This window comes from Amycolatopsis sp. NPDC049159 (assembly GCF_040648295.1).
GTDB classification, from domain to species: domain Bacteria; phylum Actinomycetota; class Actinomycetes; order Mycobacteriales; family Pseudonocardiaceae; genus Amycolatopsis; species Amycolatopsis pretoriensis_A.
Map to the genome: position 1 here is coordinate 184,234 of NZ_JBEZDL010000005.1, position 13,390 is coordinate 197,623.

The following is a 13,390-nucleotide window of genomic DNA, read 5'->3' on the forward strand; positions in this document are numbered from 1 at the left end:
CCGACCACCCAGTCCGAACAAGGAGACCCCCACGTGCCAGGAGAACTCGCCAGCCGGCTCCAGCCGATAGTGGCCGAAGCCGTCACCGCCGCGGGTTTCGACCTCGATTCGTTCGAGGTGCAGCAGGCCGGCCGGCGGCAGCTGGTCAAGGTCGTCGTCGACGCCGACGACGGGGTCGGGCTGGACGAGGTCGCCGAGGTCAGCCGCAAGGTGTCGGCGGCGCTCGACGAAAACGACCACGTGCTGGCGAGCGCCTACACGCTGGAGGTCACTTCACCGGGGCTCGACCGCCCGCTCACCCAGGCCCGGCACTGGCGGCGCGCGCGGTACCGGCTGGTGAAGATCACCCCGGCCGACGGCACGGCCTTCATCGGCCGGGTCGGCCACGCGGGCGCGGACGCCGCCCGCGTCCTCGAAGGGGGCAAGTTCCGCGACGTCCGCTACGCCGACGTGGCGAAGGCGGTCGTGGAGATCGAGTTCAAGCAGCCGCCCGCCGAGGACCTGAAACTGCTCGAAGACGACGCGTCCGGCATGATCGCCGCCGAGACGGAGAAGGGGTCGAAGTGAACGTCGACATCGCCGCGCTGCGGGCGATCGAACGGGACAAGGACATCCCCTTCGAAACGGTGATCGAGGCCATCGAAACGGCCTTGCTCACCGCGTACAAGCACACCGAGGGGCACCAGCCGCACGCCCGCATCGACATCGACAAGAAGAGCGGCCTGGTCCGCGTGCTCGCGCACACGCTGACCCACGACGGCCAGGTCGACGAGGAGTGGGACGACACCCCCGAGGGGTTCGGCCGGATCGCCGCCACCACCGCGCGCCAGGTCATCCTGCAGCGGCTGCGCGACGCCGAGCACGAGAAGACCTTCGGCGAGTTCTCCACCAAGGAGGGCGAGATCGTCGCCGGCGTGATCCAGCGCGACGCCCGCGCCAACGCCCGCGGCATGGTCGTGGTCCAGGTGGGCGACACCGAGGGCGTGCTGCCGTCGGCCGAGCAGGTCGCGGGGGAGTCCTACGAGCACGGCAGCCGGATCAAGGCGTACGTGGTCACCGTTTCGCGCGGCAACCGCGGCCCGCAGATCACGCTCTCGCGCTCGCACCCCAACCTGGTGCGCAAGCTGTTCGCGCTCGAGGTGCCGGAGATCGCCGACGGGACCGTCGAGATCGCCGCCATCGCGCGCGAACCGGGGCACCGCACGAAGATCGCGGTCAAGTCCACCGTGGCGGGCGTCAACGCCAAGGGCGCCTGCATCGGCCCGGTCGGCGCGCGCGTGCGCAACGTGATGAGCGAGCTGGCCGGTGAGAAGATCGACATCATCGACTTCTCGGAGGATCCGGCCCGCTTCGTCGGGAATGCGCTGTCGCCCGCCAAGGTTGTATCGGTCCGAGTGGTGGACGAGCGGGCGAAGACCGCCCGCGTCGTGGTGCCGGACTTCCAGCTGTCGCTGGCGATCGGCAAGGAGGGCCAGAACGCCCGGCTTGCCGCCCGTCTGACCGGCTGGCGGATCGACATCCGCAGCGACGCCGCACCGGCCGACGACGAGGGTGATCAAGACCACGCCGGTCCGACGCGGCCCGCCGCGACAACCGGTTCGGCTGAGTGAAGGTCGAAGCGCTAGACTCAGGAGCGGTTCAACGCCCGCGGCGGGTAGCCGAGCACCAGCCCCACCGGATTTCCCCGGTGCGGACTTGTGTCGGCTGCAAGCGGCGGGCCTTGATCGGTGAGCTGCTGCGCGTGGTCGCGGTGGCCGGGCGGGTGGTCGTCGACGAACGTCGGCGGCTGCCGGGCCGGGGGGCTTGGCTGCACCCCGACCCGGACTGCCTGGCCAAGGCCGAACGGCGGCGGGCCTTCCCCAGAGCCCTGCGGGCGACGGGGGCGCTCGACGCCCGCGAGGTCCGCGAGCACGTCGGGCTCACCACTCCGCACCACGAAACCGGGATGCTCCCGGGTTCGCGAGGAATCAAGGAAGCAGGTCGACCCGTCATGAGTCAGCCGTGAAGCTGAAGCCATGAGCGTCAGACAATAAGGACGAGGTCAGCGGGTATCCGCCTGGCCTCCCCTAGATGAGGAGAGTTGTGCCAGGCAAGGCCCGCGTACACGAGCTCGCGAAAGAGCTCGGCATCACCAGCAAGGACGTTCTCGCGAAGTTGAAGGAACAGGGCGAGTTCGTCAAGTCCGCGTCATCCACGGTCGAGGCGCCCGTCGCCCGCCGTCTCCGCGACGCGTACGCCCCCAAGGGCGCCAAGAAGCCCACCCCGGGCCCGTCGGCGCGCCCCGGCCCGCCGGCCAAGCCCGCCGCCCCGAAGCCCCCCGCGCCTGCCCAGCAGGCTCCGGCGGCCAAGGAGGCTCCGGCTCCGGCCGCGTCGGCTCCGGCCGCGCCCCAGCAGCAGGCGCCCGCGGCGTCGAAGCCGGCCTCGCCGGGGCAGCGCCCCGGTCCGCGGCCCGGCCCGCGCCCGGCGACGCCCGCACCCCAGCAGCAGGTCCCGGCCGCGAAGGCCGAAGCTCCTGCCGCGCCCCAGCAGGACACCCCCGCCGCGCCGCCCGCACCGGGCACCGGCTCGGTCGTCCCGCCGAAGCCGCAGGGCCCCAAGCCCGGCGGCCCCAAGCCCGGTCCGCGCACCCCGCGGGTCGGCAACAACCCCTTCGGCGTCGGTTCCGGCGCTCCGCCGCGCCCGCAGGGCCCGCGCCCCGGTGGCGGTCCCGGCCAGGGCGGCGACAACCGTCCGCCGCGGCCCGGTGGCGGCCAGGGCTCGGGTGACCGCCCGGCCCCGCGGCCCGGTGGCGGCGCCGGTGGCAACCGGCCTAGCCCGGGCAACATGCCCCCGCGGCCGAACCCCGGCATGATGCCGGGCCGCACGCAGCGTCCCGCCGGTCCCGGTGGCGGCGCCCGTGGTGGCCCCGGCGGCGGTGCCCGTGGTGGCCCCGGTGGCGGCGCCCGTGGCGGTCCCGGTGGCGGCGGCGGCGGTTTCCGCGGCGGTCCCGGTGGCGGCGGCGGTGGCGGTGGCTTCCGCGGTGGCCCCGGTGGCGGCGGCGGTGGCGGCGGCTTCCGTCCGGGTGGCGGTGGCGGCACCGGTGCCCCGGCGGGCGGCGGCGGTTTCCGTGGCGGCGGCGGTGGCCGTGGCGGCCCCGGTGGCCGTGGCGGCACGGCGGGTGCCTTCGGGCGTCCGGGTGGTCCCTCGCGCAAGGGTCGCAAGTCGAAGCGGCAGAAGCGCCAGGAGTACATGGACAACATGCAGGCGCCCAGCGTCGGCGGCGTCCGCTTGCCCAAGGGGCAGGGCGAGACGATCCGGCTGCCGCGGGGTGCTTCGCTGACCGACTTCGCCGAGAAGATCGACGCCAACCCGGCTTCGCTGGTGCAGGTGCTCTTCCACCTCGGCGAGATGGTCACCGCGACGCAGTCCGTGTCGGACGACATCCTCGAGCTGCTCGGCGGCGAAATGAACTACACGGTTCAGGTCGTCAGCCCCGAGGAAGAAGACCGCGAGCTGCTGGAGACCTTCGACATCACCTACGGCGACGACGCCGGTGGCGAAGAGGATCTGCAAGTCAGGCCGCCGGTCGTGACCATCATGGGTCACGTCGACCACGGTAAGACCCGACTGCTCGACACGATCCGGAAGACGAAGGTCCGCGAGAGCGAGGCCGGCGGCATCACGCAGCACATCGGTGCGTACCAGATCGAGACCGAGCTCGAGGGCAACCCGCGCCTGATCACCTTCATCGACACCCCGGGTCACGAGGCGTTCACCGCCATGCGTGCCCGTGGTGCCAACTCGACCGACATCGCGGTGATCGTGGTGGCGGCCGACGACGGTGTGATGCCGCAGACGGTCGAGGCGATCAACCACGCGCAGGCCGCCAAGGCCCCGATCGTGGTCGCGATCAACAAGATCGACAAGGAAGGCGCGAACCCGGACAAGATCCGGCAGCAGCTGACCGAGTACGGCCTGGTCGCCGAGGAGTACGGCGGCGACACGATGTTCGTCGAGATCTCCGCGCGGCAGAACATCAACATCGACGGCCTGCTCGAGGCGATCCTGCTGACCGCGGACGCCGCTCTGGACCTCCGGGCCAACCCGGACATGGAGGCCCAGGGTGTCGCGATCGAGGCCCACCTCGACCGCGGCCGCGGCCCGGTGGCCACCGTCCTGGTCCAGCGCGGCACGCTGCGCGTCGGTGACTCGGTCGTGGCGGGTGACGCCTACGGCCGCGTCCGCCGGATGGTCGACGAGCACAACGTCGACGTGACCGAGGCGCTGCCGTCGCGTCCCGTCCAGGTCATCGGGTTCACCTCGGTGCCGGGCGCGGGCGACACCTTCCTGGTGGTCGACGAGGACCGCGTCGCCCGGCAGATCGCCGAGCGCCGCGCCGCTCGTACGCGCAACGCGCTCAACGCGTCGCGCCGCAAGCGGGTCAGCCTCGAGGACCTCGACTCCGCCTTGAAGGAGACGAACAGCCTCAACCTGATCATCAAGGGTGACAACTCGGGTACGGTCGAGGCCCTCGAAGCCTCGCTGCTCCAGCTGGACGTCGGCGACGAGGTCGAGCTGAACGTGGTCCACCGCGGTGTCGGTGGCGTGACCGAGTCGGACATCGACCTGGCGACCGCGTCCGACGCGATCGTCCTCGGGTTCAACGTCCGCGCCCAGGGCAAGGCGACCGAGCGGGCCACCCGCGAGGGCGTCGACGTCCGGTACTACACGGTCATCTACCAGGCGATCGACGAGATCGAGCAGGCCCTCAAGGGCATGCTCAAGCCGGAGTACGAAGAGGTCGAGCTGGGCCGCGCGGAGGTTCGCGAGGTCTTCAAGTCCTCCAAGATCGGCACGATCGCGGGTTGCCTGGTCATGTCCGGCGAGATCCGGCGCAACGCCCGGGCCCGTCTCCTGCGCGACGGCACCGTCGTCGCGGAGAACCTGCCGATCAGCTCGCTGCGGCGGTTCAAGGACGACGTGGTCGAGGTCCGCGAAGGCTACGAGTGCGGTCTGACGCTCGGTTCGTACGGCGACCTCAAGGTCGGCGACTCGATCGAGACGTACGAGCAGCGCGAGAAGCCCCGCGCGTAACGCGTGAGTTCCCCGGGTGTGCGGTTTCGCACCGCACACCCGGGGTCTTCCCATCCCTACGACACCACCTCAAAACTGCCTATGTTCGTCGGAGCCCTTGAGCTCGACATCCTGCTCGGCGACGTCCATTCGCTGAAGCAGAAGCGATCCGTGGTCCGTCCGGTGCTGGCCGAGGTGCGCAAGCGCTTCGCCGTTTCGGTGGCCGAAGCCGGGCACACCGACCTGCACCGCCGGACCCTCATCGGGGTGGCCGTGGTCGCCGAAGGTGGCGAGCACGTGCGTGACGTGCTCGACTCGTGTGAGCGGTACGTGGCGAGCCGGCCGGAGTTCGAGCTGCTCACCGCCCGCCGCCGGCTGCTCGGTCCAGAAGACTAGGAGAAAGACATGGCTGATCCTGCTCGGGCTCGCAAGCTCGCCAAGCGGATCTCGCAGATCGTGGCGTCCGCGATCGAGCACGAGGTCAAGGACGCCCGGCTGGACTACGTGACCATCACGGACACGAAGGTCACCGGCGACCTGCACGACGCCACCGTGTACTACACGGTGCTCGGCGAGAAGCTGGACTCCGTCCCGGACTTCGCCGGCGCCGCCGCCGCGCTCGAATCGGCGCGCGGGATGCTCCGCTCCAAGGTCGGGCAGGGCACCGGCGTCCGCTACACGCCGACGCTGACGTTCGTCGCGGACACGATCCCGGAAGAGTCGAAGCGGATCGAAGACCTCCTCGCGAAGGCCCGTGAGGCCGACGCGGAGGTTGCCCGCCGCGCGACCGGCGCCCAGCACGCCGGCGAGGCCGACCCGTACAAGGCGCCTCGCGAAGAGAACGAAGACGCCGAAGACGACGAGTTCGCGGAAGAGGAGAGCCGGGGCTGACCCGTGCTTTCCCGCCGCACCCTGCTCGCCGGCAGCGCACTCGCGATGCTGGCGGGCTGCTCGCCGTCCGCACCCCCGCCCGGTCCGGCCGCGGTGCCGGTCCCGACCCGCCCGTCCGTGCTGCGCGACCCGGTGACGGTGCAGCGCATGCGGTCGAACGCCCGCGGCACGGACGTCGACCTGGTGCTGATCACCCCGGCCGGGGTCCCGGCGTCGGGGCTGCCGGTGTGCCTGGCCCTGCACGGCCGCGGCGCGCAAGCCCGCACGTTCCTCTCCCTCGGTGTCCCGGACCTGCTGACGGCGGCGGTCCGCGCCGGCACCCCGGCGTTCGCGATCGCGGCGGTCGACGGTGACCACTACTGGGTCGACGTCGGCGAAGGCGACGATCCGCAGCGGATGCTCACCGAGGAGGTCCCGGCCTGGCTGACGGGCCGCGACCTGCTCCCGGCCTCGGCGGTGTTCGGCATCTCGATGGGCGGCTTCGGCGCGCTGCGGCTCGCCCGCGGCCACCCCGATCTGAAGGCGGTGGCGACGGCGAGCGCGGCCCTGTTCGTGGACTGGCCCGATGCCCGCAGCCGCAAGGTGTTCTCCGGTGAGGACAACTGGCGCGCGGAAGAACCCTTGCTGCACACGGCGGATCTCCGCGCGTCCGCGCTCGGCGTCTGGTGCGGCGAGTCGGATCCGTTCCTGGGCGCGGACAAGAAGCTGGTGAAAGCCGTTTCGCCCGCGGTGTCGAAGTTCTCGCCGGGCGGGCACAAGGACGAGTACTGGCGCGGGATCCTGCCGGACGTCCTGGATTTCGTGGGACAGCGGCTACGCTGACGCGCGGGCGAACAGGATCGCCTGCGACACCTTGTTTTCCGGGTTCAGCGACCACTCGGCCTCGACCGAGAACCCGGCCGCGCGCACCCGCCTCGCCAGCCACCACGGCTGCCGGAGGTGGATGTGGACGCGCATCGGGTGCCCGCCGTAGCCCTCGGTCTTCAGCCGGGTCCCGGCGCCGACGTGGTACCCGATCACCAGCAGCCCGGCCGGGCGCAGCACGCGCCGGAAGTGCCCCAGCGCCACCGGGACGTCGTCGTCCGGGACGTGGATAAGCGACCAGGACGCGAGCACGCCCGCCACCGACGCGTCGGGCAGCGCCAGGTCCGTCATCGAGCCCACTTCGAACGCCAGCTCCGGGTGCGCCCGCCGGGCCAGCCCGACCATCGCCGGGGAGAGGTCGACGCCGGACGCGTCGACGCCGAGCGAGGCCAGGTACGCCGTGAAGTGCCCCGGCCCGCAGCCGACGTCCACCGCCGGCCCGTCGACCTCCGCGGCGAACAGCGTCAGCGCGGCCTTGAGGTACGGCTGCTCTTCGAGGGCGCCGGCCACGAACTCGGCGTAGCTCTCGGCGACGGTGTCGTAGGAGGTGCGGGTGTCCGCGAGCCAGCTCACCGCGCGCGCAGCCCGTCGAGGACCATGCCGAGCGCCCGCCGCCAATCCGGGGTGGCGGTCGCCGCGGCGAAGACGATGGCGAGGTCGGGCCCGCGGAAGTCCGTGCGCAGCGCCCCGGCCTCCTGCGCCCGTTCGATGATCCGGTTCATCCGGGAAGCGTTGGCGTGCTTGGCTTTCTCGATCCCCGAGGCCGGGTCGAACGCCCGCGAGCACACTTCGGTGAACCCGCGGTCGGCGACCTGCATGAGCACGCAGCGTTCGAGCAGGAGCACGAAGCCGTCCCAGGGATCGGCGCACCGGAGCGCTTCTTCGGTGATGGCTTCGGCTTCTTCGAGCGTCGGGAGGAAGGCGGCCTCGACGAGGTCGGCCCGGGTGGGGAACCGGTTGTAGAGGGTCCCGATGGCGACCTCGGCCCGCCTCGCGACTTCGTCGAGCGGGGCGTCGACGCCCTTGGCCCCGAAGACTTCCCGCGCGGCGGCGACCAGGGCCTCCCGGTTGCGCCGCGCGTCCGCGCGCAGGGGACGCTCGCCGACGGTCACGCTCCGGAGTATAGCCAAGCCGAACGTCAGTACACGCCCGAGCGGGCCGCCCGGTTGCCTCCTGATCGGAACCTCACAGTGCCCACCGCCGGTGGCGACCAGGAGCACAATGGGGTTCAGCGGGGGCGCAACCCGCACCGAGGCGGTCAGCGAGGGAGGTCGGCGCCATGCACTCCGACCTCTCCCCGGCGGGCCGGACCGGAGTCCTCCTCGTCGGCACCCGCGGGCAGCGGGGCCCGGGGGAGGTGCTGATCAGGATCAGGGGCGGCCTGGAAACCTTCCTTGCCTGGTCCGACACGGAGCTGCCGAAGGGCACGACCGTCCTGGTCGTGGAAACCCGGGGACGGCGCACGGTCGACGTCGTGGCGTGGGACGCCTCGGATCCTGCTTCTCAGTGATCGCGGAAGGACAGCCGTGTTCGGTTATCGCGTTCCGGCCCCCAACGAGGCGATGCTCATCTCCGGGGGCAAGCACAGCCAGGGCACCTCGCCGTTCCGGGTCGTCACCGGCCACGGCGCGTTCGTCATGCCGGTCTTCCGGAAAGTCCGGTTCCTCACGCTTTCCATGTGCGAGGCCGAAGTGACCGAAGTGTGCGTCACGAAACAGGCCATCGCGCTGACGGTCCGGGCGGTGATCGCGTTCAAGGTCGGCAACGACACCGAGAGCATCGTCAACGCCGGGCAGCGCTTCCTCTCCGACCAGGACCAGATGTCCGTGCTGACCGGCCGGATCTTCGCCGGGCACCTGCGGTCCATCATCGGGTCGATGACGGTCGAGGAGATCATCACCGAGCGGCAGAAGCTCGCGACCGAGGTGCTGGACGGCTCGGCGGTCGAGATGGCGAAGATCGGGCTCAGCGTCGACGCGCTGCAGATCCAGTCGATCGACGACATGAAGCTCGGCTACATCGCCGCGATGGCCGCCCCGCACAACGCCGCCATCCAGCGGGACGCCCAGATCGCGCAGGCGGTGGCGAACCAGACCGCGGCGGAGGCGGAGCAGAAGTCCCAGCGGACGCAGGCGGAGTACGCGCGGCAGACGTCGATCGTGCAGGCGCAGTACCGCGCCGAGGTCGACAAGGCGCAAGCGGAGGCGGCGCAGGCCGGCCCGCTCGCGCAGGCACGGGCGCAGCAGGAGGTCATCGACGCGCGCACCGAGCTGGCCCAGCGCGAGGCGGAGCTGCGTCAGCAGCAGCTGGTGGCCGAGGTCATCAAGCCCGCCGGCGCCGAAGCCGAGCGGATCCGCATCCTGGCGCTGGCCGAGGCGGAGAAGATGCGCGTACAAGCGGAGGCGGCGGCGTCGAACAACCGCGTGGCGCTCGACCGGATGCTCATCGACCAGCTGCCGCAGATCGTCAAGGAAGCGGGCCGCGGGCTGTCCGGCGCGAACGTCACCATCCTCAACGGCGCGGACGGCCTCGGCGAGATGGCCGCGGGACTCGTCGGCCAGGGACTGTCCATCTTGGACTCGGTGAAGCGCGGCCTGAGCACGTCACCGTCGACGCCGGCGGCTCCCGAGGAGAACGGTCAGGTGCCGAAGCCGGCCGAGCTCACGCAGTCCTGAGGCGCTTTGTCGACTCAGGAAGCGAGTTTCGCCGCGACCACGGAGGCGGCGCGGGATGGGCTGGTCCATCCTGCGCGCGAACTTTTCCGAAGGCCTGCCCGCGTGGAAGTCCGCCCGGCGCAGTGATCGCGGCGGGTCGTGCGGTCCGCCGCACCATCACCTTCCCGGTCAGCGAGGTCGAGCCGCCAGAAGCTTTTCGGCTCAGGAGGCGGGTTTCACCGCGACGACCAGGTCGCGCAGGATGGCCTGGTCGACCCGGTGGGCGAACTCCTCCCACGGGCCGCCCTCCCGGACGTCGAGGCCGGCCTTCCGCAGCACCTCGACCAGCTCTTCGCGCGGCAGCACCGTGGTGTTCCACGAGATCCCCAGCGCGCCGCCCGGGCGCAGCACCCGGGTCCACACCGGGACCGCGGCAGCCAGGAGGTCGCGTGGGCTTCGCTGCAGGCCCGCCTCGCGGTGGCTCCCGTGCTGCACGCCGTACGGCGCGTCGGTCACGATCACGTCGAACGAGTTCGCCCGCAGCGCCTCGTCGGTGGTCAGCGTGTCCGCGTTCAGGTACACGAGCCGCCGGGTGTCGCCGGCCTTGTACTCCTCCTTGGACAGCGCGTACTCGATGTCGAGCCGCCGGCCGAGGCGGACCTTGTTCCGGCGCAGCTGGCCCGACTCCGCGGTGTGCTTCACGCGCTTGTTCCGCAGCCACGTCTTGATGAACGCCTCGTACGCCTCGAAGTCCTTGCCGTCGACGTCCAGGCCGGTGGCGTGCAGGCCGTACATCATCGCCTGGTTCAGCGTCGTGCCGCGGCCGCACAGCGGGTCCAGCAGGTACTTCGCCTTCGCGGAAAACGGGTCGGCCGTCGCCATCAGCGTCACGTTCACCAGCAGCTTCGTGAACAGCTCGTTGGTCTTGCCCGCGTACTTCTGGATCGTCAGCAGGTCCGAGTCCGCTTTCGCCAGCGGCGTCACGGTGACCGGGCGCAGGACCCCGTCGCCCAGCTCGAACAGGGCGTACAACGAGGACAGGTTGGACAGCAGCGCGAGGTCGCGCCCGGCCAGCGGGGACGAACTCGTGAAGCGCACGTACCCCACGCCGCCGAGTTCGACCTCGTCGATCGCGGACAGTTCGGCGGCCAAGGCCGCGCCGAAGACCGCCAGCTCGGCGCGCAACAGGGCGGTGGAGGAGGCGGCGTAGACCCGGTTGGCCGACGGGTAGACCAGCATCGCGTACTCAGGCATCCCGCAGAGCGTAGCGTGACGCACCGTGACCCCTACTTCGGCGCAGGACATCCGGGACGCGGTGGCGCTGCTCGCCGCGGCCACCGACGTGACGATCCTCGGCCACGTCCGCCCCGACGCGGACGCGCTGGGCAGCGCGCTCGCCCTCGGCCGGGCCCTCGTGCAGCGGGGCGTCAAGGTGCGCGTCTCCTTCGGCGAGCCCGACGAGGCGCCCGAAACGCTGCGGTGGCTCGACGAGGACGGCCTGCTGACCCACCCGGACGACCTCCCCGCCTCCGAACCGCTGCTGATCTGCGTCGACACGCCGGCGCCGAAGCGGCTGGGCCGGCTCGCCGGGCGCGTCGAAGCCGCCGGCGCCGTGCTGGTGGTCGACCACCACGCCACGAACACCTACTACGGCACCTGCCACGTCGTCGACGAATCGGCCGAGGCCAGCGCGATCCTGGTGTTCCGCATCCTGGACGCACTGGGCGCCGCGCTGGACGAGCCGATCGCGCGCGGGATCTACGCCGGGATCGTCACCGACACCAGCGGGTTCCGCCGGGCGAGCCCGGAGACGCACCGGATGGCGGCGCGGCTGCTGGAAGCGGGCGTCGACGCCGAAGCGGTCGTGCGGCGGATCGTCGACGAGCGCCCGTTCGCGTGGCTGCCGATGCTGTCGTCCGTGCTGAACGAGGCCCGGCTCGAACCGGAAGCCGCTCAGGGCAAGGGTTTCGTGCACGCGGTGGTGCGGCTCGACGCGGCCGCCACCGTGCGCGGGGAAGAGGTCGAGTCGGTCATCGACGTCATCCGCTCGGTACGCGAAGCCGCCGTCGCCGCCGTGCTCAAACAGGACCCGACCAACCCGGCGCAGTGGCAGATCTCGTTGCGCTCCATCGGGATCGACGTCTCGGCGGTCGCCGCGGAGTTCGGCGGCGGCGGGCACCGCCAGGCCGCGGGCTGCACGATCCCGGGCACCGCCGAGGAGGTCCTCGCCGGACTGCGCGCCGCGCTGGAGCGGGCGCCGCTGCTCTAGCCGCACGCCCGGCGGACGGTTTCGTGCGGAACGCACTGCCCGTCCGGGAGTTCGGCACTTCGTTGCGCGCTCGCCGCAATCGGGGAGCAAACCCCGCCGCGATCACGCGCGATGCTTCGTTGCCAGCCGGTCGTGTCCGGCTGGGAACGAAGGAGGCGCGCATGAGCGAAGCGAAGCCGCTGACCGGGCCGGTGCGGAAAACGGGTCCAGGGTGGACCGCGGGACTGACCGTGCCGCGGGAACACCCCTTCTTCTTCGACCACCCGCTGGACCACGTGCCCGGCTCGCTGACCATCTGCGGCCTGCTCGACCTGGCGGAATCGGTGACCGGGCCGGCGGGCGGGGCCGAGCGGCTGCTGCTCGACCTGCGCTTCCCGGCGATGGGGACGCTGTCCGGCCCGGTCGAACTCGGCCTGGCCCCGGCACCGGGTGTGCCCGGCCAGTGGTCGCTGCTGGCCCAGCAGGCCGACGCGGACATCTGCGCCGGCACCCTGCGCCGGGTCGCGGGCCTCGGCCGGCCGGCCACCGCCCCGCAACCGGGGGACACGCGGGACTCGCTGTGCCCCCAGGACCTCGTCCACCGCGTCGACGAGGACAACATCGTGCTCGGCGTTCCGGCCGACGCCGGGGACGAGGTCACCGCGCCCGCCGTGCCGCCCCGGCCGGGGCACTACCTCGACCACGGTGGTCCCGCTTTCTCGGCGCGCAGCCTGATCGAGTCGAGCCGGCAGTTCTTCACCGTGCTGGAGCACTGGGCGGCGGGCTGGTCCTACGGCACCACGGTGCTGTGGACGGCTTTCCACGCCGACCTGCCGGCGTCGCCGCCGAGCCCGGCGTACTCGTTCCGCTGGGTCCGCGAGCCGGTCAAGCGCAGCAAGCTGGACGTCTCGTTCGACCTGCTCGACGCCGACGGCGTGGTGGCCGGCCGGTTCGACTACGTCGCCGTCACCGTCAGCGCCGCCGCGTACGAGCGGTTCCGCGCCGCCCGCGGCCGCCTGGCCGGGGAGGCCGCCGCGTGATCGGCCTCGTGCGGGTGAACCAGGTTCCCCGGCTCCTGTACTTCGTCATCGTCGGCGGCCTCGGCGCGGGCCTCGTGCTGCGCCTGCTCTCGGCCGCCGACCCGCGGTCCGCGGTGGCCGCCGGGTTCGTGCTGGTCCACCTGGTCTGGATCGTCGCGGAATCCCGGATCACCTTCACTCCTAACGGCACTTCGCCGCCCGACCCGACCGTGCTGCCCTACGGTTTCGCGCGCACGGTGGTCGTCGTCGCCGGCGCGCTCGGCCCGCTGCCGTGGGCCGGGGGCCCGCTGTGGTGGGCGCTGGCGCCCGCCGCGCTGTTCCTGGGCGGGATCGCGTTGCGGCTGCGGGCGATCGGCGAGCTCGGCCGGTTCTACACCCACCGCGTGCTGCGCCACGACGGCCACGAAGTCGTCACCACCGGGCCGTACCGCGCGGTCCGCCACCCGGCCTACACCGGGATGCTGGCGGCCAGCGCCGGGTACACCGCCTACCTGTTCACCGTGCCCGGCGCCGTCGCGCTCGTGGTGCTCGCCGGGGCGCTGGTGTGGCGGATCCGCGTCGAGGAGCGGATGCTCTTCGACGTCCCGGGGTACCCCGCGTTCGCCGCCGGCCGCGCCCGGCTGGTCCCGGGGGTGTGGTGA

Annotated in this window: 15 protein-coding genes; 12 read left to right on the top strand and 3 right to left on the bottom strand. The window is 72.0% G+C overall.

The genetic code is table 11. From position 1 onward, the window contains the following. Nucleotides 1-33: 33 nt before the first annotated feature. The 7 genes from rimP to AB0B33_RS11835 all read left to right on the top strand — a co-directional run bounded on the left by rimP (nucleotide 34) and on the right by AB0B33_RS11835 (nucleotide 6,765). Nucleotides 34-567: a ribosome maturation factor RimP gene (rimP, locus tag AB0B33_RS11805; protein WP_247021058.1), complete on the top strand. Its 534-nt coding sequence runs from the start codon at nucleotides 34-36 to the stop codon at nucleotides 565-567. Beyond that, nucleotides 564-1,610, top strand: a complete 1,047-nt coding sequence (nusA, locus tag AB0B33_RS11810) for a transcription termination factor NusA (RefSeq protein ID WP_247021060.1) — start codon at nucleotides 564-566, stop codon at nucleotides 1,608-1,610. The genes rimP and nusA overlap by 4 nt, the downstream gene beginning before the upstream one ends. 110 nt (nucleotides 1,611-1,720) lie before the next feature. Next, complete coding sequence (locus AB0B33_RS11815) at nucleotides 1,721-2,005, top strand: YlxR family protein (RefSeq protein WP_360769942.1); 285 nt, start codon at nucleotides 1,721-1,723, stop codon at nucleotides 2,003-2,005. A 77-nt stretch (nucleotides 2,006-2,082) separates the two neighbouring features. After that, on the top strand, nucleotides 2,083-5,073 hold the full coding sequence (gene infB / locus AB0B33_RS11820) for a translation initiation factor IF-2 (RefSeq protein ID WP_247021064.1): 2,991 nt from the start codon (nucleotides 2,083-2,085) through the stop codon (nucleotides 5,071-5,073). Nucleotides 5,074-5,154: 81 nt separating this feature from the next. Further along, nucleotides 5,155-5,448 (top strand): DUF503 domain-containing protein, encoded by a 294-nt coding sequence (locus AB0B33_RS11825; protein WP_155545954.1) that lies wholly within the window; start codon nucleotides 5,155-5,157, stop codon nucleotides 5,446-5,448. 9 nt (nucleotides 5,449-5,457) lie between these two features. Then, a complete protein-coding gene (gene rbfA, locus AB0B33_RS11830; RefSeq protein WP_247021066.1) occupies nucleotides 5,458-5,943 on the top strand; it encodes a 30S ribosome-binding factor RbfA in 486 nt (161 codons plus the stop codon). 3 nt (nucleotides 5,944-5,946) lie between these two features. Then, nucleotides 5,947-6,765, top strand: a complete 819-nt coding sequence (locus tag AB0B33_RS11835) for an alpha/beta hydrolase-fold protein (protein ID WP_360769947.1) — start codon at nucleotides 5,947-5,949, stop codon at nucleotides 6,763-6,765. Here AB0B33_RS11835 and AB0B33_RS11840 read toward each other — a convergent pair. Then, complete coding sequence (locus AB0B33_RS11840) at nucleotides 6,757-7,380, bottom strand: class I SAM-dependent methyltransferase (RefSeq protein ID WP_360769950.1); 624 nt, start codon at nucleotides 7,378-7,380, stop codon at nucleotides 6,757-6,759. The two genes, AB0B33_RS11835 and AB0B33_RS11840, sit on opposite strands and share 9 nt — an antisense overlap. Then, nucleotides 7,377-7,919 carry a TetR/AcrR family transcriptional regulator gene (locus AB0B33_RS11845; protein ID WP_247021073.1) on the bottom strand — a complete coding sequence of 181 codons (543 nt, stop codon included), beginning with the start codon at nucleotides 7,917-7,919 and terminating at the stop codon, nucleotides 7,377-7,379. Before AB0B33_RS11845 ends, AB0B33_RS11840 begins: the two co-directional genes overlap by 4 nt. A 167-nt stretch (nucleotides 7,920-8,086) precedes the next feature. On the opposite strand from AB0B33_RS11845, the gene AB0B33_RS11850 reads away from it, so the two are divergent. Continuing rightward, nucleotides 8,087-8,317: a hypothetical protein gene (locus AB0B33_RS11850; protein WP_247021075.1), complete on the top strand. Its 231-nt coding sequence runs from the start codon at nucleotides 8,087-8,089 to the stop codon at nucleotides 8,315-8,317. A 52-nt stretch (nucleotides 8,318-8,369) separates the two neighbouring features. Next, complete coding sequence (locus AB0B33_RS11855; RefSeq protein WP_360769955.1) at nucleotides 8,370-9,482, top strand: SPFH domain-containing protein; 1,113 nt, start codon at nucleotides 8,370-8,372, stop codon at nucleotides 9,480-9,482. 201 nt (nucleotides 9,483-9,683) lie between these two features. Here the strand turns inward: AB0B33_RS11855 and AB0B33_RS11860 are convergent, their stop codons facing one another. Then, the gene (locus AB0B33_RS11860; RefSeq protein WP_247021081.1) at nucleotides 9,684-10,715 is read right to left on the bottom strand and encodes an SAM-dependent methyltransferase; all 1,032 of its coding nucleotides are present in this window, start codon (nucleotides 10,713-10,715) and stop codon (nucleotides 9,684-9,686) included. 25 nt (nucleotides 10,716-10,740) lie between these two features. On the opposite strand from AB0B33_RS11860, the gene AB0B33_RS11865 reads away from it, so the two are divergent. The 3 genes from AB0B33_RS11865 (at nucleotide 10,741) to AB0B33_RS11875 (ending at nucleotide 13,390) form a co-directional block, all read left to right on the top strand. Then, nucleotides 10,741-11,730 carry a bifunctional oligoribonuclease/PAP phosphatase NrnA gene (locus tag AB0B33_RS11865; protein WP_360769958.1) on the top strand — a complete coding sequence of 330 codons (990 nt, stop codon included), beginning with the start codon at nucleotides 10,741-10,743 and terminating at the stop codon, nucleotides 11,728-11,730. 161 nt (nucleotides 11,731-11,891) lie between these two features. Next, nucleotides 11,892-12,749 (top strand): hypothetical protein, encoded by an 858-nt coding sequence (locus AB0B33_RS11870; RefSeq protein ID WP_360769961.1) that lies wholly within the window; start codon nucleotides 11,892-11,894, stop codon nucleotides 12,747-12,749. Beyond that, nucleotides 12,746-13,390, top strand: a complete 645-nt coding sequence (locus AB0B33_RS11875; RefSeq protein ID WP_360769964.1) for an isoprenylcysteine carboxylmethyltransferase family protein — start codon at nucleotides 12,746-12,748, stop codon at nucleotides 13,388-13,390. Before AB0B33_RS11870 ends, AB0B33_RS11875 begins: the two co-directional genes overlap by 4 nt.

What these genes read in the sequence shown, in the direction of transcription:
- AB0B33_RS11825 (WP_155545954.1), top strand. Translation starts at nt 5,155, where the DNA reads ATGTTCGTCGGAGCCCTTGAGCTCGACATCCTGCTCGGCGACGTCCAT.
- rbfA (WP_247021066.1), top strand. Translation starts at nt 5,458, where the DNA reads ATGGCTGATCCTGCTCGGGCTCGCAAGCTCGCCAAGCGGATCTCGCAG.
- AB0B33_RS11850 (WP_247021075.1), top strand. Translation starts at nt 8,087, where the DNA reads ATGCACTCCGACCTCTCCCCGGCGGGCCGGACCGGAGTCCTCCTCGTC.
- AB0B33_RS11855 (WP_360769955.1), top strand. Translation starts at nt 8,370, where the DNA reads ATGCTCATCTCCGGGGGCAAGCACAGCCAGGGCACCTCGCCGTTCCGG.
- AB0B33_RS11860 (WP_247021081.1), bottom strand. Translation starts at nt 10,715, where the DNA reads ATGCCTGAGTACGCGATGCTGGTCTACCCGTCGGCCAACCGGGTCTAC.
- AB0B33_RS11870 (WP_360769961.1), top strand. Translation starts at nt 11,892, where the DNA reads ATGAGCGAAGCGAAGCCGCTGACCGGGCCGGTGCGGAAAACGGGTCCA.